At 72.0% G+C, this 18,407-nt stretch carries 15 protein-coding genes and 1 pseudogene; 10 read left to right on the forward strand and 6 right to left on the reverse strand.

The genetic code is table 11. From position 1 onward, the window contains the following. Nucleotides 1-51: 51 nt before the first annotated feature. The gene (locus ABD156_RS18525; protein WP_344274592.1) at nucleotides 52-609 is read left to right on the forward strand and encodes a hypothetical protein; all 558 of its coding nucleotides are present in this window, start codon (nucleotides 52-54) and stop codon (nucleotides 607-609) included. Here the strand turns inward: ABD156_RS18525 and ABD156_RS18530 are convergent. The 4 genes from ABD156_RS18530 to ABD156_RS18545 form a co-directional block, all read right to left on the reverse strand. Then, on the reverse strand, nucleotides 596-865 hold the full coding sequence (locus tag ABD156_RS18530) for a metal-sensitive transcriptional regulator (protein ID WP_344274595.1): 270 nt from the start codon (nucleotides 863-865) through the stop codon (nucleotides 596-598). The two genes, ABD156_RS18525 and ABD156_RS18530, sit on opposite strands and share 14 nt — an antisense overlap. A 210-nt stretch (nucleotides 866-1,075) precedes the next feature. Then, nucleotides 1,076-1,660 carry a mycothiol-dependent nitroreductase Rv2466c family protein gene (locus ABD156_RS18535; protein ID WP_344274598.1) on the reverse strand — a complete coding sequence of 195 codons (585 nt, stop codon included), beginning with the start codon at nucleotides 1,658-1,660 and terminating at the stop codon, nucleotides 1,076-1,078. Beyond that, nucleotides 1,657-2,055: a DUF302 domain-containing protein gene (locus ABD156_RS18540; RefSeq protein WP_344274601.1), complete on the reverse strand. Its 399-nt coding sequence runs from the start codon at nucleotides 2,053-2,055 to the stop codon at nucleotides 1,657-1,659. Before ABD156_RS18540 ends, ABD156_RS18535 begins: the two co-directional genes overlap by 4 nt. Before the next feature lie 136 nt (nucleotides 2,056-2,191). Then, the gene (locus tag ABD156_RS18545; RefSeq protein ID WP_344274604.1) at nucleotides 2,192-7,972 is read right to left on the reverse strand and encodes an outer membrane protein assembly factor BamB family protein; all 5,781 of its coding nucleotides are present in this window, start codon (nucleotides 7,970-7,972) and stop codon (nucleotides 2,192-2,194) included. Between the two features lie 269 nt (nucleotides 7,973-8,241). On the opposite strand from ABD156_RS18545, the gene ABD156_RS18550 reads away from it, so the two are divergent. The 9 genes from ABD156_RS18550 to ABD156_RS18590 all read left to right on the forward strand — a co-directional run bounded on the left by ABD156_RS18550 (nucleotide 8,242) and on the right by ABD156_RS18590 (nucleotide 17,352). Continuing rightward, nucleotides 8,242-9,381, forward strand: coding sequence for an acetate/propionate family kinase (locus ABD156_RS18550; RefSeq protein WP_344274607.1), 1,140 nt, complete (start codon nucleotides 8,242-8,244; stop codon nucleotides 9,379-9,381). Continuing rightward, on the forward strand, nucleotides 9,347-9,739 hold the full coding sequence (locus tag ABD156_RS18555; protein WP_344274610.1) for a hypothetical protein: 393 nt from the start codon (nucleotides 9,347-9,349) through the stop codon (nucleotides 9,737-9,739). Before ABD156_RS18550 ends, ABD156_RS18555 begins: the two co-directional genes overlap by 35 nt. Then, nucleotides 9,736-10,362 (forward strand): hypothetical protein, encoded by a 627-nt coding sequence (locus tag ABD156_RS18560; RefSeq protein ID WP_344274612.1) that lies wholly within the window; start codon nucleotides 9,736-9,738, stop codon nucleotides 10,360-10,362. Before ABD156_RS18555 ends, ABD156_RS18560 begins: the two co-directional genes overlap by 4 nt. Before the next feature lie 236 nt (nucleotides 10,363-10,598). Then, nucleotides 10,599-11,591: a nitroreductase family protein gene (locus tag ABD156_RS18565; protein WP_344274615.1), complete on the forward strand. Its 993-nt coding sequence runs from the start codon at nucleotides 10,599-10,601 to the stop codon at nucleotides 11,589-11,591. 73 nt (nucleotides 11,592-11,664) lie between these two features. Then, nucleotides 11,665-12,267 carry a CBS domain-containing protein gene (locus ABD156_RS18570; RefSeq protein ID WP_344274617.1) on the forward strand — a complete coding sequence of 201 codons (603 nt, stop codon included), beginning with the start codon at nucleotides 11,665-11,667 and terminating at the stop codon, nucleotides 12,265-12,267. Beyond that, the gene (locus ABD156_RS18575; RefSeq protein WP_344274621.1) at nucleotides 12,264-13,160 is read left to right on the forward strand and encodes a universal stress protein; all 897 of its coding nucleotides are present in this window, start codon (nucleotides 12,264-12,266) and stop codon (nucleotides 13,158-13,160) included. The genes ABD156_RS18570 and ABD156_RS18575 overlap by 4 nt, the downstream gene beginning before the upstream one ends. Further along, nucleotides 13,157-15,511, forward strand: a complete 2,355-nt coding sequence (locus ABD156_RS18580; protein WP_344274623.1) for a phosphoketolase family protein — start codon at nucleotides 13,157-13,159, stop codon at nucleotides 15,509-15,511. The genes ABD156_RS18575 and ABD156_RS18580 overlap by 4 nt, the downstream gene beginning before the upstream one ends. Before the next feature lie 161 nt (nucleotides 15,512-15,672). After that, nucleotides 15,673-16,659, forward strand: coding sequence for an Acg family FMN-binding oxidoreductase (locus ABD156_RS18585; RefSeq protein ID WP_344274626.1), 987 nt, complete (start codon nucleotides 15,673-15,675; stop codon nucleotides 16,657-16,659). A gap of 93 nt (nucleotides 16,660-16,752) precedes the next feature. After that, nucleotides 16,753-17,352 carry an Rv1733c family protein gene (locus ABD156_RS18590; RefSeq protein ID WP_344274629.1) on the forward strand — a complete coding sequence of 200 codons (600 nt, stop codon included), beginning with the start codon at nucleotides 16,753-16,755 and terminating at the stop codon, nucleotides 17,350-17,352. Between the two features lie 24 nt (nucleotides 17,353-17,376). Here ABD156_RS18590 and ABD156_RS18595 read toward each other — a convergent pair. Continuing rightward, nucleotides 17,377-17,595: pseudogene (locus ABD156_RS18595) on the reverse strand (IS5/IS1182 family transposase); the annotation flags it as partial. Between the two features lie 87 nt (nucleotides 17,596-17,682). Then, nucleotides 17,683-18,405, reverse strand: a complete 723-nt coding sequence (locus ABD156_RS18600) for a CPBP family intramembrane glutamic endopeptidase (RefSeq protein WP_344274632.1) — start codon at nucleotides 18,403-18,405, stop codon at nucleotides 17,683-17,685. Nucleotides 18,406-18,407: the final 2 nt, after the last annotated feature.

The following is an 18,407-nucleotide window of genomic DNA, read 5'->3' on the forward strand; positions in this document are numbered from 1 at the left end:
GGCTTCAGGGAGACAGAACGTTCGTTCTACCTGTGCCTGGGAAGGATCCCCGTGACCATCGTTGACACACCTGCCACCGCAACTGCGGCCCCGTTGCGTCGGCTGTATTTCGTCCGGTTCGCGTTCGCCGTCGTCTGGGCGGCGCTGCTGTTTCTCACCTCGAAGTCGCACGTCGGCCCGATCGGGGTCGTGCTCGTCGTCGGGTATCCGCTGTTCGACGTCGCCGCCGCGATCGTGGACGCGCGCTCGTCCCGTGCGGCCGGGCTGTACGTGAACATCGCGATCAGCCTGCTGGCCGGAATCGGCTTCGCGGTCGCCAGCGCGTCCGGAGTCCCGGCGGTGCTGCGGGTTTGGGGTGCGTGGGCCGTCGCGGCCGGGTTGGTCCAGCTGGTCGTGGCGGTCGGCAGGCGCGGGATGGGCGGCCAGTGGCCGATGATCCTGAGCGGCGGCATCTCAGTGCTGGCCGGGGCGAACTTCATCCTGAGCGCGGGCGCGCCGAACCCGCCGCTGGCGGCCGTGGCCGGATACGCGGTCCTGGGCGGGATCTTCTTCCTCGTCTCGGCGATCCGGCTCGGCCGCGGCGTGGACGCCGAGCTCAGGCGAGCGTGAGGAAGAGCTTCTCGAGCTGTTCCTCGGTCATCGCGGCCTCGTTGCCTTCGCCGTCCGTGGAGACGCATTCGCGCAGGCCGCTGGCGATGATCTTGAACCCAGCCCGGTCGAGCGCGCGGGAGACCGCGGCGAGCTGGGTGACCACGTCCTTGCAATCGCGGCCCTCGTCGATCATCGAGATGACGCCGGCGAGCTGGCCTTGCGCGCGGCGGAGCCGGTTGCGCACCTGGGTGACGGTGTCCTGGTCGCCGATCATCGGGTCCTCTTCCTGACTGGTCGGTGAAGTTCGGAGTGGTTCAGGAGCGGCGCTTGCGCCACGGCCACGAGCGCGGCGGCCGCGGTTCGGCGGGATGGCCGGGGCACCACTGCGCCGCGGGGACGGCGGCTTTGACCTGGGCGACATGCTGGCCGCATCCGGCCCAGGTGGTTTTGCCGCACGTGCGGCACGAAACGGGACGGCACATGGTCATCCTTCCGGGATCGTCGGCGCGCCGGCGCGCGGCCGGCGGAGTTCGGCGAACGCCGGGACGGCGGCGGTCGTGCGCAGGGCGTCGAGCAGGGCGCGTCCCTCGGCCGGGGTGGGCAGTTCGGTGAGCACGGGACCGAAGAAGGCCCGGCCGCCGATCTCGGTGATCGGGCTGCCGCCGGTTTCGCCGAGCGCGTCCTGGCTCGTCTGATGCGCGCTGCGCACGGCCGGGTCCGCGTCGGCGGAATTCGCTTGGTCCGCAAGGTCTTCCGGCAGTTCGGCCTCGCGCAAGGCTGCGCGAAGCACAGCGTGGTCGACCGGCTGCCGCTGCTCGTGAATGCGGCGGGCGAGCGTGAAATGGAACCGGGCGGCCGCCGCCGGGTCCTCAATCGCGGCGAGGACCCGGCCGGCGCGCAGCGAGTCCTCGATCCGCTGGCGCTGGGACTCCGGCACGGTCTGGCCTTCGTTGAGGACGGAGAGGCTCATCGGCCGCACCGAGAACTCTGTTTCCGCGTCGGCGAGCCAGCGGCAGGCGAGCCAGCCGTACGGGCACACCGGGTCCGCGTAGAGCACCACCCCGGTCATGTCAGTTCCCGATCGAGTGCGTCGAGCGCGGACTCAAGTCGCTCAGCGGCCTCCGCGGCGACCTCGGCGACGCCTGTCGCGACTTCGGCCATCATCGCGGGATTGATCGCCTCGACGATCGTGCCTCCGGTCTCGCTTTCGCGGACGACTACGTTGCAGGGCAACAGCAATCCGATCTCGCGGGTCGCGGTGAGCGCACGGTGGGCGAGCGGGGGATTGCACGCGCCCAGGATGGTGTAGCGCTCCATCCGCTCGTCCAGTTTCTCGCGCATGGTCGCCCGCACGTCGATCTCGGTCAGCACGCCGAAACCGCCGCCGGCGAGTGCGGTTCGCGTCTTGGCCATCACGTCGTCGAAACCCGCGCCGTCGTAGGTGCGGGACAAACTCAGCTGCACGGCTGCTCCTTCCCGTTGAGCTCGACGATACCCCCGGGGGCATTGCACATGCCCCCGGGGGTATCTCTCCACTGCGGATCGGGGCCTGCTTGAGCAGGCTGAGCGGCCTAGGCGTGCCGACGAATCTCGGCTTCGGTTACGCCGGCGCCGGGGGAAATCCCGGATGGTGGGCTCTTTCGTAGGCCTCCAGGTCGGCGAGCGTGCGGCCGAGCAGGATCCGGTCGACCAGCATGCCGGCGTCCTTGGCGCCGAAGCGGATCGCGCGCAGCGGAACCGTGCCGCCGATCTGCGTCCACAGGTCGACGTCGACCTGCTTCCAGTCGGACGACGGCAAATCCGGCAGCAGCGGTGTCCCCGCGGTCAGGTACGAGGTCGGCCAGGAGTAGTTGCCCGCTGTCACGACGAGGGACGGGTTCGAGGTGCCCGGGCCGATCCGCAGCGACATCCCCGTCGTCACGCCGGGCGTGGCGGGGTGCTGCCGCCAGTAGAACCGCAGGTAGCGGTACTCGCCGGGCCCCGGGTTCTGGCTGACAGTGAAGTCCCAGTCGCGCAGGTTGTCCCAGAACTGCCGATACCAGCCGACGGGTGCGGACTCCGCCGCGGCGGGCAGCTCCAAGCACTTCCCGCCCCCGTATCCGGCGCCGTCCCGGAGCGTGAGGCCGTTGTTGAAGGCCGCGGGCAGCGGCTGCCCGTCGAACAGGACCGCCACCGGATTCCCGAGCACGACGTCGCGGTGCGAACAGCCTGCCGTTCGCCCCTCGAAAACCAGCTCGCTCAGCCGCAGGTTGCCGCTGGGCCAGACGCCGCCGGTGCTCGCGAGCCGGAACCTCGAGGCGCGGACCCGGTCGAAAGCGTGCCGGTGCACGACCGGCGGCGCGGCTGCGGGGTTCGGCCGGATGTCGGCCAGGAGCATCGGGCCGTCGCGCCACCCGCCGGAGCCGATGTCGAACCACTGCAGGAGGACGTCGCGCATCCAGCTCTCGGGGTGGTCCGGGTCTTCGACCACCGTGACGCCCGTGACCTCCAGCAGGGTGCGGTAGGTGTCGATCTCGATCACCATCCGGTCGATGGTGCGGTCCCCGATCGCATTGAGGTCGTCGGTGCGCAGCCACGGCCGGCCGGGCGGCGCGTAACGGCCGTCGTACCAGTCGTTGCTCTGCCACAGGATCGAGTCGATCGGCGGGTGCTCCGGGTCGTGATTCCACGGCGGTTGAACGGAACCGGTGACCGCGTGGCCGTACACGACGTGCGGCGCGAGCAAGGCCCGGGTGTCCGCGAGAAGGTTGGCCGACGGCACTTGCGGCTGGACGTCGGTGCCCCAGCCGCCGCGCCGGGCTGTCGGCGTCCGATCGGCGCGCCGCAACCCGGCCCGCGCGTCTTCCTCCGCCGGAGCCAGCAGCGTCCGCCACTTGGGCCGCAGCTGCGCGTCGAAGCGCACGACGGTGCCCATCCAGGTCGCGGCGAGCAGATCGCCGCCGGGCAGCCAGGCCGGGACCGGCAGCGCCCGCAGGTCGGTCTCGGCCAGCACCTCGCCCGCGGCGCTGAGCACGACCAGGCTGCCCAGTTCGCTGCCGACGGCGATCCGTTGCCCGTCCGGCGAAATCCGGGGCCGGCGCAGGAAGTCGTCGCCGGTGTAGGTCCACCGCAGAGTGCCCGCGGCGTCGTACGCGGCGAGTTGCTGCGCGCGGGCCAGCACCAGGAACGAGCCGTCGCCGGACACCGAAACCTCGCTCGCCGACGTGGGGATCGCGCTGACAATCTGGCCGTCCCGGAGCACCAGGACCCGGCCGCCTTCGCTGTTCGTCACGGCCACGACCGTGTGCCGGTCGGCGCTGACGGTGCCGCCGGTGAAGGTGCCCAGCACCGGTGCCGGCACCGTCCACAAGAGACTCCCGTCCTTGGCGGCCAGTGCGGTGACGGCGTTGTCGGCCAGCGTGACGAGCGTGTCGTCGTCCACCGCGAGCAGCCGCTTCGGAGCGCGCCTGGTTCGCCACTCCACCTCGGTGACGTGCTGGCTCTGCCACCACTGCTGTGCCCACCGTTCGGAGCCGTCCGTGCGGTTCCACACGGCCAGGCCGAGATCGCCGGAGGTCGCGACCCAGGCGCCGTTCGGGGCCGCGGCGAAGTTGGCCAGCCCGGCGTCGTACTGCCACTCGGCGAACGCCCGGTCGGTCGCCTTCTTCGGCAGGCCGAACAGCGCGAACCGGCGCTGCGGGACGCCGTCGGGGCCGAGCGAGTAGAGGTGGTAGCCCTCGGCGGTGTCCAGGTCGTAGCCCATCACGTCGAATCCGCCGCTGTGCGCCGACGGCGTGAACGCGAAGAAGTGCCCGAGTTTCCGCCGCCACGACGTCGCCCCGGTCGCCAGATCGAGGCCGTAGACGTTGTGGTCCCAGTTGAAACAGGTGAGCGCGGCGCTCGAACCGTCCGCGGCGACCGCGAGATCGCGTACATGCGGCCCGAACAGGTCCGGCGCGGGCGGCACCGGGCTGGTGAACCCGGGCGGTGCCACGGCGTACATCCGTCCGGGCACGGTGCGCAGGTCGGCGGTGAACACGCCGTCCGCGTCGCCTACGGCCTCGCCGGTCAGCAGGTCCACGATCCGGTACCCCGGCGGCAGTTCGACGCGCAGTTTCGCCAGCAGCGGCACCCGGTGCGCGGGCACCGTGCTGACCCGCCACATCACGCTCGGCTCCCAATCGAACAGGGTGTTGTTGACCGCCCACAGGTAGCGGACACCGCCGTCGGTCCACTCGCTGAGCAGCACCTCGGGGTTGTCGCACTCGGCGACCGGGCGGACGCCGCTCAGCGCCGCGCGCACCCCTTGGGCGGCCTGCAAGTAGTAGTCGCGATGCCGCAGGTAGGTCGCTTCGGAATTGGTGACGCTGAGCCCGAGGTCGTGTCCCTGCCGGGCGATCCGGTCGAAGGCGAACCCGAACGGGTAGGCGCTCAGCGGCGCGTCGCGCGGCGAGAGTTTCTCGATCACGGCGGGGTGGCAGGCATCGTCGAAATACACCTGCACCGTGCTGTCGTAGAGGGCGTGCAACAGCTCGTCCTCCGGCATGACCTGCTGGCGGACCAGCAGCACCGCGTCGTACCGGCGCAGCACGTCGGCGCTGGCTTCTTCGGCGAACACGAACGACGCGGGCCGGTGCGCCATCAGGCAGGCGTTGTAGGCCTCGAGCAGCGAGTCGAAATACCTGCTGCCGATCGTTCCGTGGTAGTAGCTGTAGAAGTCGGCATCGCTGGGGGTGCCGCCGGCGTCGAGGCGCAGCATCCGGGTGGACACCACGATCGCCACCCGGTTGGCGTTCCGCGCCGCGGCGGTGAGCGGCCCGAACCGGCTCAGCAGCGCGAAACCCGCGCGCAGCACGGAAACCTTGCCCGCCCCGCCCGAACGCGGATCGGCGGGATCGGGCCCGTCGCCGCCGGAACGGGGCTCTTGCGGCTCGCCCCACTTGTGCAGGTCCAGGAATCCGTCGATGCCCGCGCCGTCCGCTCCGCGCATCGCCAGTTGCAGCAGCAGCGGAAGGATCATCCCGCCGGTGCCGTCGTCGTTGGCGATCCCCTCGGGGTGTCCCCACACCGGCTTGCCCGGGCGGCGGTAGTAGTCGACCTGGAACGCCGTCGTCATCGGCGGCCCGAGCTGCTCCCACTGCAGGTGCAGCTCCACCTCGTCGACGTTCGCGAACAGCCGCGGCGGCGAGGTCTGCGGCGCGCGGGCAGGCGAGGACATGGCCGTGACGCGGGTCTTGTCGACGCCGGCCAGCGTCTGGCGGAACTGTGCGGCGAGATCCGGCTTGACCGCGAAGACGCGGTCCGACACGGTTTCCAGCACCCCGCCGCCCTGCCAGTTCCCGGTTTCCCGGATCGACTTCAGCGCCGCGGCGTAAGCGGCCGCCTCGGACGGCAGCGCCGCCTGAGCGCCCTGCTTGATCACCCACCAGTTCGCCGCCCACGTCCAGCCGCGGAACCCGCGGTAGTCCTTCAGCCAGGTCGAGAGCAGGGTGATCGCTTGGTTCGCCTCGCCCGGCTCGCGGTTGTCCCCGCTGCCGTGTTCCTTCAGCAGCGGGACCCACGCGTCCATGTTGAGCAGGATCGGCTGCTCCTCCAGCCCGTGCGCGCCATAGCCGGCGATGGCGCGGTGCCGGAAGTCCTCGAAGGTCAGCTTGTCCGCGGCGAAGGACGCCGGATCCTGAGCGGTCGACGTGCCGAAGTCCCCCCGAGCGGAGGCGGTCGGCCGGACAGTGTCCGGGGTGGGCGTGAATCCGCCCAGCCGGTCGGCGAAGCGGGTGAAGCCGATCCGGCGCATCCGTTCCACATGCGCGGCGGCGATGTCCGGGCTGTGGCCGAGATTCGGCAAGTAGGGCGCGCCGCGCACCGGATCGTAGGGAAAGCCGTCCTCGTAGTCGCCGTGCCGGATCAGCGCGTACGCGGGCCGCTGTGCCGGGCCGATCTCCAGGTACTGCGGCGCGACGGCGAACCCGGGGACGGTCGCGTCGAGGACGCAACGCCCGGGCTGCCACTGCGTGCTGTCGAAGGCGACCTGGCCTTGGACGCGCTTGGCGGACGTGCTCATCGTCAGCGGCACGTCCTGCGCGGTCACGAGCACGCCGTCCTTGCGGACCTCCAGGTGGACGCTCGCCGGCGGGGCCGGCGCGGCGCCGGGGACGATCGTGACGCGGACCGGTTCGCCTTGACCGTAGGAGAACCGGTTGAGCGGGGTGAGGATCGCGAGCGTGCCGGCGTTCGCCGGGCGGATCTCGACCAGCCCGTCGACCGCGTACTCGCTGTAGCGCCCAGCGACATCGGGGGAGACCCGCAGCTGGTAGTAGCCCCGCGCGTCGGCGGGCACTTGGATGCGCAACTCGCCGCCGGTGCCCGGGGTCGTGGGCAGTTCGGCGAATTCCGGCACGCCGACCGGACGCAGCCAGCAGCGCAGCCGTGGCGCGGGCCGCGCGGCTCCTCCGGTGACCGCGACCGTGAGGCCGAGTTGCGCGCCCGGTTGCCACGGCCCGGTCGGGAAGGTCAGCGCCACCTTCGAAACGTCCGCGGGGATGAGCGTCGCTTTGCCGCCGCTGCGCGGATAGGTCTCGAACAGCGTCATCGGATCGAGGCGCTTGAACAGAAAGGTGTCGTCGTTGAGGACCCGCAGCGATTCCATGCCGAATGGGCTGGCGGGCGCGGGAATCTCGGAGACGGCCCCCGTGCGCGGGCGGACGGTGATCTTCGGGGGGTTTCCGGTCTGACCGGCCGCGAAGACGAAAACGGTGCCGTCGCCGGCCATGTCGAACGCGGTGCGCCGCTCCCCGTCGGGAGTGATGGCGTGGTCCTGCCACACCGGGTTCCCGTTCAGGTCGAAGGCCGCCAGGATGCCGCCGGGCCAGGCCACGCACGCCAGGTTGGCCTTTTCGGAGATCCGCAGCGCTACGGCGTCGGCATCGTTCCTTTCGGGGTCCACCAGCGCCGGGGCGAGCCCGGGCAGCGGGATCCGCGCGATCTGTCCCCCGGCGTTGAACCGGATCAGCGCCGGTGCGTGCTGGTCGACGGTGTAGAAGTCGCCGCTGACGTTGCCGGGCTCGACGGTGCACGGGGTCCGGAGGCTCTCGCCGGCTTTGAATAGTTCGAGCCCGGCGAGGAGCGCGAAGTCCGGGTCTTGCACGTCCGCCCGCCGCAGCAGATACGACTGTGCGGTGGCGATGGTGCCCTGCGCGTTGACCGCGACGGCCGTCGTTCCCGCGCCGACCGGCCCGGAGCCGAGCAGCGTCCCGTCCTGCTTCAGCCGCAGCACGTGCCCGGTTCCGGGCATGTGCGAAGCCAGGTAGACGTGCCCGTCGAGCCCGACGGCCAGTTGCGCGTTCGGCAGGTCGAAATGCGGCGAATAGTGCGAAACAATCGTCGTTCGCGTCGTGCTGTCCACGGCGAACTCCCCCTTCGTCCCTAGGAAAAGTGTGCCAGGTCACATTCGGTCGCTCTAGGGCGAAAGGGGGGACCTTCGCGCGAAAGCCGGATCCCCGGTGCTGGGCTGAATCTTCTTCCGGATCTCGGCGACCTGGCCGGGCCGCACTGCCGCCGACCTGGGGACTAAAGACTCCGGCAGCGCGGACGTCCTCCCGCAGTGACCGCGGGTCGCTCCGGAATAGCGTCGGCCGAGGGCCGTCCGCCCGGCCGAGCGCGAGGAGAAACCCAGTGCGAATCCTGACCCTCAACCCCGGTTCGTCCAGCTTGAAGGCGGCGGTCGTGCACGACGGCGCGGCGGTCGGCTGGGCTGCTTGGCAGAGCGGGAGGTCCCGCGCAGTCGCCGACGCCGTCGAGCGCTGGCCGCGGCCGGACGCGGTGGCCGTGCGGTTCGTCCACGGCGGCGCGCGGAAAGCGCCGGTGCTGGTGACCGACCGGGTGGTCGCGAACCTCGACCGGCTCGTTCCGCTAGCTCCGATCCACCAGCCGTTCTCGCTGGAGGTCGCCAAGCAGGTCCGGGAACTGCTGCCCGGCGTGCCGGTGGTGGCTTGCTTCGACACCGCGTTCCACGCCGGCTTGCCCGACGCCGCCGCGCACTATCCGTTGCCGCGCGAGTGGACGCAGCAGAATCGGTTGCGCCGCTACGGTTTCCACGGTCTTTCGGTGCGGTACGCGGTGCACCGGACCGCGGAACTGCTGGAGCGGCCGGTCGACCAGTTGCGGCTGGTCTGCGCACACGTCGGCGCCGGGGTGTCGGTGACCGCCGTGCGCGGCGGGCGAAGCGTGGACACGTCGATGGGGTTCACCCCGCTCGAAGGGCCCGCGATGGCGACCCGGTCCGGCTCGGTCGATCCGGGTTTGCTGCTGCACGTGATGAAGACCGTGCCGATGGGACCCGACGAACTGGCCGACGCGCTGTGCCTGCGGTCCGGGCTCGCCGGAATGAGCGGGACCAGCGGCAATCTCGGCGAGGTGCGGGCGGCCGCCGCGGGCGGGAACGCCGACGCCGCGCTGGCGGTCGAGGTCTACGTCCACCGGCTCCGCCGGGAAATCGGGGCGGCGGCGGTCAGTCTCGACCGCCTGGACGCGCTCGTGTTCACCGGCGGAGTCGCGGAATACCAGCCGGAAACAGTGGCCGAGGTCGCCCGCGGTCTCGAGACGCTGGGAGTGCGGATCGGGGCGCTCGAACAGTCCGATGTGGACCGGACGATCAGCGCGCCCGGCTCGGCCGTGCCGGTGCTGGTGGTCCGGGCAAGGGAGGACCTGGAACTCGCCTGCGGCGCGGAGGCCGTGCTCGCGGATCTGGGAAATGCGGATCTGGGAAATGAGGTGCACCGTGCACGTACTGCTGACCGAAGCGAAGTTCGGTGATTGCGACGCGTTCCGCCGGCCGTTGCGGGACAACGGGTGCCGGGTCAGCCGGTGCCATTCACGGGAGGGGTGCTGCCTCGCGCTCGCGCCGGGGACCTCGTGCCCGCTCGACGACCGCGCCGATCCGCCGGTGCTCGCCGTGGACGTCCGCGGCACCGGGGACGAGATCACGGCGCGCGAGTTCGGGATCGTGTGCGCGCTGCGGGCGCTCGTTCCGGTAGCCCTCGTCCCGCCGGAATCGGGGCTGCCGGTGACGGTGCCCGCCGGGCTGGCGGACCGGGTCACGGTCACCGACGCCGAGAGCCTGCTGGCGACCTGCCAGGCGGCGTCCCCGAGGATGGGCGGAGCGCCCCGATGACCGACGTCGCCTTCTCCTGGGACCGTTCCGCACGGGCGGTTTTGGCGGACGCGCTGGCGAGGCTGGACGTCCGCCGGTTCGTCGTCGAAACGCGGCCCGGCGAACTGGCGATCGCGCGCGTCGGCCGCCTCCGGCACGACCCCGGCGGACGGCACGTGCTCACCGGATGCGGCACCGCGCTGTCGACCGCCTGGATTGTGCTGCGGGGACTGGGAATCCGCCCGGTGCTGTCGTTCCCGCACGATCCCGGCCGCCCGGACGTGCTCGCGGCGGTGACCCCGGGTGCGGACGACCCGGCGACCACGAGCGACTGGGACCGGTACCTCGCGCTGCGGGCGGTCGCCGGACCGCCTCGGGGACGGGCGGTGCCGGTCGCGGATCCGGTCGTGCTCGCCGAGCTGGCGGCGGAGAACCCGTGGCCGCGCACTCAGGCCGCCCGGAATCCGGGCGGCCGTGGCCTCTCGGTGGTCGCGGACGGCGCGGGTTGCGTGGACCGTGTTCTGGTCGGTGCGGCTGTGCATTCCGTGCGGGTCGCGGCAGCGGTTCGCGGGTTGACGACTGAGGTGCGACCCGGCGGGCAGGGGAGCGTGCCGCAGGCGGTGGTGCTGGTGTTCGAGGGCTGATAGGCACGCGTCGCCGGCTGCAGGCGGGAAACGGGTTTCGGCTGCCGAGGCCAGGTCGGCAATTCTCTTCCGGCAGCCGGTTCCGGGAGATCGCGGCCGCGGCGAGTCCACTTCGGATTTCCCGGGCCGCCGGATCCGGTGACGTTGGTCCCCGCGCCCGGTGGCTTGCGGCCGGAGCGCGACCGGGGCCGTCCGGGGTTGGCTGGTTCCGGTACGACACGACAGGAGTGAGCGCCATGGAGAAGACCGCCACCGCGCCACGCTGCCGCTCCGGCGAATGGACGCTCGCCGAGGCGGAGGTGCTGGGCCGGTCAGTCCTGCGGGCTCCGTCGGCGCGCGACCCGCAGCCGTGGCGAGTCGAGCTGGCCGACGGCGCGGTGCTGCTGTGCGAACGCGTCGACGTGGCGCTGCCGCAGCACGATCCCCATCGGCGAGACCTGGCGATGTCCTGCGGGACCGCGTTGGCGAATCTCGAACTGGCGGTCCGCGTGCTCGGCAGACGCGCCGAGGTGACCGTATTGCCGGATCCGGCGCACCCGGAGGTCGTCGCGCGGGTCGAGGCGGCGGAGCCGCTGCCGCCGACGGACCAGGAGCTGCAACGCTACGGCGCGATCATGGTGCGGCGAAGCCATCACGGGGCGTTCACCGGACTTCCGGTCACCTCGCAGCAGACCGCGCGGGTTGTCGCGGCCGCCGTGACGACCGGCGTGGAGCCGGTGCGGCTGGACGGAATGGAGCGGCTGGCGAAGTTCTTCGAGCACGCCGCGCGGGCACTCCAGGACGACGAGGCTTACCAGGGCGAACTGGCGCTCTGGACGATCCGGGACGAGGCCCCGTACCGCCACGGCGCGGGACTGCGGTCCTCCGCCGAACTGCCGTGGGCCGGGCTCGTGCGGCGGGCGACGGTTCTGCCGGACCTGCTCGTGCTGCGGGAACGGCTCGAGGCGGAAACGGTGCTGCTGTTCACGACCGCCGGCGACGCGCGGATCGACCACATCCACGCCGGTTACGCGTTGGAGCGCTGCTGGCTCGAAGGGGTCACGCTCGGTCTCGCCGGCGCGGTGCTGACCCAGCCGCTGCGGGTGCCCGAGGTGCGTTCGGCGCTGTGCGAGGACTACCGGCTCGCCGGATTTCCGCAAGCGCTGCTGCGGCTCGGGCGTTCGACCCGGGTCGCGCCGTCAAGCCTGCGTCGCGGCGTCGCCGAGGGGCTCGGCGCGAAGTGGCGATGAGAACGCGACCGATCGCCAGCGCGCGGTTTCGCGTCGCCGGAAGTCTTTGGCGCACAAGGAAAGGACGGACCCGATGCGCGCACGTGATCTGATGTCCGCACCGGTGCGGACGGTTCATCCCGGGACCTCCGCCAAGGAAGCGGCGGAGATCCTGTCCGAGAACGGCTTCACCGCGCTTCGGGTGGTGGACGACGAGCGGCTGGTCGGCATCGTCACCGAAGCCGATCTGATCCGGGGCCGGATCCCGGCGGACGCGCGGTCGGAGTACCGGGAGCGGCCGGGCGTCGCCGCCCCGACGGTGGGCGCGGTGATGACGTCTCCGGCCACCGCGATGTCGTCCGGCACCGACGTCGCCGACCTCTGCCAGGCGCTGGCGGACTCGCGGATCCGGGCGATGCCGATCGTCGACGGCAGCCGCGTGATCGGCATCGTGACGCGCGGCGACGTCGTGCGGGTGCTCGCCAGGGAGGACAGCGCGATCGCCGCCGACGTCCGCCACCGGCTGGAGATTTACGGCGGCACCGGCCGCTGGAAGGTCGAGGTGCGCGACGGGCTCGCGCGGATCGTCGACCGCTTCGACGACGAAACCGATCGCCACGTCGCGACGCTGCTGGCACTGGCGGTGCCCGGGGTGGCCGGAGCGGACGTCGTGTCCGCGGAGGAGGCAGGGCGATGACTGACTGGACCCGCACGGTGCTCGTCGGGGTCGACGGGTCGGAAGGGGCCGCCGAAGCGGTCCGCTGGGCCGCGCGGCTCGCCTCGGGCCGCGACCTCGGCCTGGAGCTGGTGCATTGCCTCCAGCTGGCCGGGCTGCTCCGCGGCGGCGAGCTTGCCCGGAGCGCCGAGCTTTTCGAGGGCATCCGGCGGGACGGCGAGCGCATCGCGGCCGAGGCGCGTGAGCTCGCGCTTTCGGTGGACGCCTCCCTGGACGTGTGCAGCGAGGCGTTGACCGATTCGGCGCCGGCCCTGCTGATCGCGCGTTCTTACGCGGCCCGGATGGTCGTGCTCGGCCGCACCGGGATCGGCGGGTTCGCCGGCATGCTGGTGGGCGCCACGACCGCGGCGGTTGTGGGCCACGCCGGGTGCCCGGTGGCGGTGGTCCGCGGGAGGCACGGCGACGGACTGGTTCCCCAGGACGGCCCCGTGGTGGTCGGTGTCGACGGCAGTGCGTGCAGCGACGCGGTGATCGAGGCGGCGTTCGAGGAGGCCGGTTTCCGGCAGGTGCCGCTGCTCGCGGTGCACGCCTGGATCGACGTGGTCTACGACTCGGCCGAGAGCTCGGCGCGGCTGATGCCGCAGTGGGAAAGCCTGCAGCCCGCCGAGGAACGGCTCCTGGCGCAGCGGCTCGCGGGCTGGCAGGAGAAGTACCCGGACGTCGAGGTGCGGCGGAAGCTGGTCCGCGACCGGCCGCGGCACGTGCTGCTCGACAAGTCCAGCCGGGCGCAACTGCTGGTCGTCGGCAGCCGGGGGCGCGGCGGGTTCGCCGGGATGCTGATGGGCTCGACCAGCCAGGCGATGGTCCACCACGCCTCGTGCCCGGTGCTCGTGGTGCGGGAGTCGAGGCGGTGACCGCGACCGAGGCTCCGGTCACGACGCTCACCGACGAGGAACTCGCGCAGGTCGACGCCCAGTGGCGGGCCGCGAACTACCTCGCCGCGGGCCAGATCTACCTGATGGGCAACCCGCTGCTGCGGGAACCGCTGACCGCCGGGCAGGTGAAACCCCGGCTGCTCGGGCACTGGGGCACCTCGCCCGGGCTGAACTTCGGCTACGCGCATATGAACCGCGCGATCCTGGCGCACGACCTCGACGCGATGTTCGTGACCGGGCCGGGGCACGGCGGCCCGGCGCTGCTGGCGAGCACCTGGCTGGAGGGCAGCTATTCCGAGGCGTGGCCGGAGGTTTCGCGCGACGAGGAGGGGATGGACCGGCTGTTCCGGCAGTTCTCGTTCCCCGGCGGGGTGCCGAGCCACGTGTCCCCGCACGTGCCCGGGTCGATCCACGAGGGCGGCGAACTGGGCTACTCGCTCGCGCACGCGTTCGGCGCCGCGTTCGACAACCCGGGCCTGCTCGTCGCGTGCGTCGTCGGCGACGGCGAGGCGGAGACCGGTCCGCTGGCCGCGAGCTGGCAGGCGAGCCGGTTCCTGGACCCGCGCCGAGACGGGGCGGTGCTGCCGATCCTGCACCTGAACGGCTACAAGATCGCCAATCCGACAGTGCTGTCCCGGATCCCGCCGTCCGAATTGGACTCGCTGCTGCGCGGCGCGGGCTGGGCGCCGGTGTTCGTGGAGGGCGACGAGCCCGCGGTGCTGCACCAGGAGATGGCCGCGGCACTGGACGCGGCGGTCGCCGACTTGGCGTTGCTCCGTGACGGAGGCCCGTGGCCGATGATCGTGCTCCGGACGCCCGAAGGCTGGACCGGACCGGCCACAGTGGACGGTCAGCAGGTCGAGGGAACCTGGCGGGCGCACCAGGTTCCGCTGCCCCGGGTGCGCGAGGACCCGGCTCACCTGCGGCAGCTGGAGGACTGGCTGCGGTCCTACCGGCCGGAGGAGCTGTTCGACTCCGCGGGCCGCCCGACGGAGCCGGTCACCGCCCTGATCCCGCGTGGCTCGCGAAGAATGGGCGCGAACCCGCACGCGAACGGCGGCGTGCTGCTGCGTCCGCTCTCGCTGCCGCCGGTCGCCGAGCACGCAGTGCACGTCTCAGCGGCGGGGGAGAGCGCCTCGGAACCGACCCGGGCGTTAGGCCGCTATCTCCGGGAACTGTTCCGCCGCAACGCCGAACGCGCGAACTTCCGGCTGTTCGGGCCGGACGAAACCGCGTCGAACCGGCTCGACGCCGTGTACGACGCGACCGCGAAAACCTGGCAGCTGCCGATCGGCCCGCCGGACGACCGCCTCGCGCCGGACGGCCGCGTCATGGAGGTGCTCTCGGAACACCTGTGCCAGGGCTGGCTCGAGGGCTATCTGCTGAGTGGCAGGCACGGGCTGTTCTCCTGCTACGAGGCGTTCGCGCACATCGTGGACTCGATGGCGAACCAGCACATCAAGTGGCTGCGCGTGCACCGCGAAATCCCGTGGCGGCGGCCGGTGGCGTCGCTGAACTACCTGCTGACCTCGCACGTCTGGCGGCAGGACCACAACGGTTTTTCCCACCAGGATCCGGGTTTCGTGGACCACGTGGCGAACAAGGCCCCCGAGGTCGTGCGAGTGTACTTCCCGCCGGACACCAACACGCTGCTGGAAGTGGCCGCGCACTGCCTGCGCAGCCGGGACCTGGTCAACGTGGTCGTCGCGGGCAAGAACGAGACGCCGGACTGGCTCGACGCGGAGGAAGCCGCCCTGCACTGCGCGCGGGGCCTGGGCATCTGGGAATGGGCCGGCACGCACGCGGACCGCGAGCCGGACGTCGTGCTCGCGTGTGCGGGCGACGCGCCGACCCTGGAAATCCTTGCCGCGGCGGCGATCCTGCGCGAGGAGATGCCCGCGCTGGCGGTCCGCGTGGTGAACGTGGTGGACCTGATGCGGCTGCAGCCGGAGGCGGAGCACCCGCACGGACTGAGCGACTGGGAGTTCGACGCGCTGTTCACCGCGGACCGTCCGGTGATCTTCGCCTACCACGGGTACCCGTGGCTGATCCACCGGCTGGCCTACCGCCGGACGAACCACGCCGGGCTGCATGTCCGCGGCTACACCGAACACGGCACCACGACCACGCCGTTCGACATGCTGGTGCGGAATCGGATGGACCGGTTCCAGCTGGTGATCGACGTGCTGGACCGGGTGCCGGGGCTGCTCGCCGCGACCGGCCCGCTGCGGCAGCGGATGACCCGCGCGCAAGACCGGCACCGGCGCTGGATCACCGAGCACGGCGAGGATCTGCCCGAGGTGCGGGAGTGGCGGTGGTGGGGCCGGTAGCCGCCGTTTCCGCGGCCGCACGGCCTCGCTCCGGCGGATCCGGCCCCGGACCGCCGGGTTCCCGAGGGCCGTTGGTCCCTCGAATTCGGGACAGGTTCCGCTACTTCGCGAGCCCTCGGGGAGAGACGCTCGGTTCAGTGCCCCCTCACCCGGAGACCTCCATGAACGTTTTCCTGCCGCACGTCGTCGACCAAGCGCTCGCGGCCGCCGTGCGCGCTCCGTCCCCGCACAACACCCAGCCGTGGCGGTTCGTCGTCGACGGCCCCCGGATCGAGGTGTGGCTGGACCGGGACCGCGTCCTGCCGGTCGCCGACCCGGCCGGGCGCGAGGCACGGCTGTCCTGTGGGGCGGCGGTGGGCAATCTGGTGCTCGCCTTGCGGGTCAACGGCGTGCGCAGCCGCGTGCGGATCGTCCCGGACGCGGCGGACCGCGATCTGCTGGCGGTGGTTTCGATCGAGGGGAACACCCGTCCGTCCACTGTGGACCGACGGCTCGCCGAGGCGGTCTACCGGCGGCACACGAACCGGCGGCCGATGTCCGATCGTCCGGTGCCGGACTCCGCGCGGGCGATCCTGCGTTCGGCCGCGCTGGGCGAGGGCGGACAGCTGGAATTCCTGGACGGTTCGGGCCGCTACGCCGAGGTGTCCGCGCTCGTCCGCCGAGCGGAAACCGAACAGGCCACGGACGCGGACTTCCAGGCGGAGACCGCGAAGTGGACCGGTCGCGCGGCGGATAGCCCGGACGGCGTGCCGACCGCCGCGTTCGGGCCGCCCGCCGACGTTCCCGGGGTGGTGTCGCTCCGCGCGTCGCACGAGAACCGGTCGATCCCGCCGCGGCCGTTCGAGCAGGATCCGGTGCTGGCCGCCGTGCTGACCCGGGACCAGGGCGCGGCGGCGGACGTCCGCGGCGGGATGATCATGGAACGCGTCCTGCTGGCCGCGACAGCCGAGGGGCTGGCGACTTCGTTCCTGTCGCAGCCGTTCGAGGCGCGGTCGACGCGGGCGCGGCTGCTGGCGTCCTTCCGCGATTTGGGGCACGTGCACACGCTGTTGCGCATCGGGTACGGGCTGCCGACCCGGATGACCGCGCGGCGTCCGGCCGCCGAAGTGACGACGGTGCGCAGTTCTCCGGAAGTCCCCGCGTTGTGAGGAGTCCAGTGCGCGGAGCAGGGCCGAATTCCTCTTTGGACGGCGCGCTCGCGGGGCGATCCTGGTGGAGGGGCCGCACGGAAGGCACGAGAGATGGAAGCGTCGGCTGACCGCTTCAGGCGGTGGTGGCACCTGCTCGTTCCGGGCCCCGGTTCGGTGGCGCGGGCGTCGGATCGGTTCGAAGCCGGTCTGCTCGCCGCGGCGGTGCTCGTCGGGCTGGCCGCGATCCCGTTCGCGGCGGCCGCGGGTTCGGAGCTTTACGGGACGCAGGCGCCGGTCGCGGCCCGTCAGACGGCGCAGCGAAGCCCGGTCACCGCGGTGCTGCTGGCCGACGGTCCGGCCACCACGGTGAGCGGACGCAGCGGGGTCTTCGCCGACGCGGCACCGACCGCGGCGTCCTGGCCGGCGCCGGACGGATCGCACCGGGTCGGCGAGGTGGCGGCCGACGAGGGTGCGCGACGCGGAGACCCGGTCTCGATCTGGGTGGACCGGACCGGAAACCCGGTCGCGCCGCCGTTGACCGCGTCCGCCGTGCTGGTCGACGCGGTGTGCGCGGCACTGGGGCTGTGGGTGTCGGTGTGCTTGCTGCTGGCTTTGGTGTGCGCGGGAACGGTGTTCGCGCTGAACCGGCACCGGCTGGCCGAATGGCAGCGCGAATGGGATGCGGAGCAGGAGAAGCACACCCATCCCTGAGCGGGTGTCGCGGAACCTGGGCGATCAGTCTTTGAGGTCTTCTGCAAGGCGGCGGGCGGCTTCGGTTTCGATGGGGCCGCGGGGTTCGATGTGTTCGTCGGCGAGGCGGGCTGCCATGAGCCGGATCATCGCGAACTGGATCCTCGCCTCCGCGTGGGCGGTTTTGCGTTCGTAGTCGTGGGGCAAGCGTCCGCACCTCGCGAGCCAGCCGAAAGTTCGTTCCGCCACCCACCGTCGGGGCAGCTCGGCAGCAACGGCTCGCCCACCGCCCACCGCCACCGGCACACCGAACCGAACACCAGGTTTCACCACACCCTCTGAGCGTCCGGTTCAGCGACCGACGGCCCAGGCCAGCACCAACCCGACCGAGTTCGTGGCGACGTGCACGAGCGCCGGAGCGAGCAGGCCGCGCCCGAGGTAGCGCCACCAGCAGAGGAATACGCCCACTGCCGCCGCGGCGACCATCGCCAGCAGCGACACGACCGCGAGCGGCAGGCTGCCGACGGCCTGGCGCACCGCCTCGTTTTGCGTGAGGGCGAGCGACGGGAGCAGATGCCACAGCCCGAACAGCGCGGACGCGCCGAGCACCGGCCGCCAGCGCCAGCGTTCGCCTCCGCCGAGCAAAGCCGGGAGCACGCCGCGGAAGGCGACCTCCTCGACCAGGACGGTGCCGAACGGGATCCGTACCAGTGCCAGCCACAGGAGCTGGCCGAATCCGTGCGAGCCGACCCGGCCGTCGTGGAACAGCACACGCAACGGCGGGATCGCCGCGGCGAGACCGAAACCGAGCGCCACGACAGCGAAGCCGCCCAGCCCGAACCGCAGAGCTCGCCGCGTGTGCCGGCGGCTGAGCCCGATCTCCGCCCATCCGACGCCAGTGCCGCGCGCGAGAAGCAGGAGCGCGGCCGCGGTGACCGCGCCGCAGACCGGGTAGGCCCAGCCGGGCAGCACCCGATTGGCCAGCACGGTCGCGGTCGCGAGGATCAGCACGGCGAGCGCCACCGCTATGGCGGTGCCTTGCGGCTGTTTCGGGGCAACGGCGGGGAAGGACATCG

The organism is Amycolatopsis albidoflavus (assembly GCF_039525725.1).
In the GTDB taxonomy this organism is placed as follows: Bacteria; Actinomycetota; Actinomycetes; order Mycobacteriales; family Pseudonocardiaceae; genus Amycolatopsis; species Amycolatopsis albidoflava.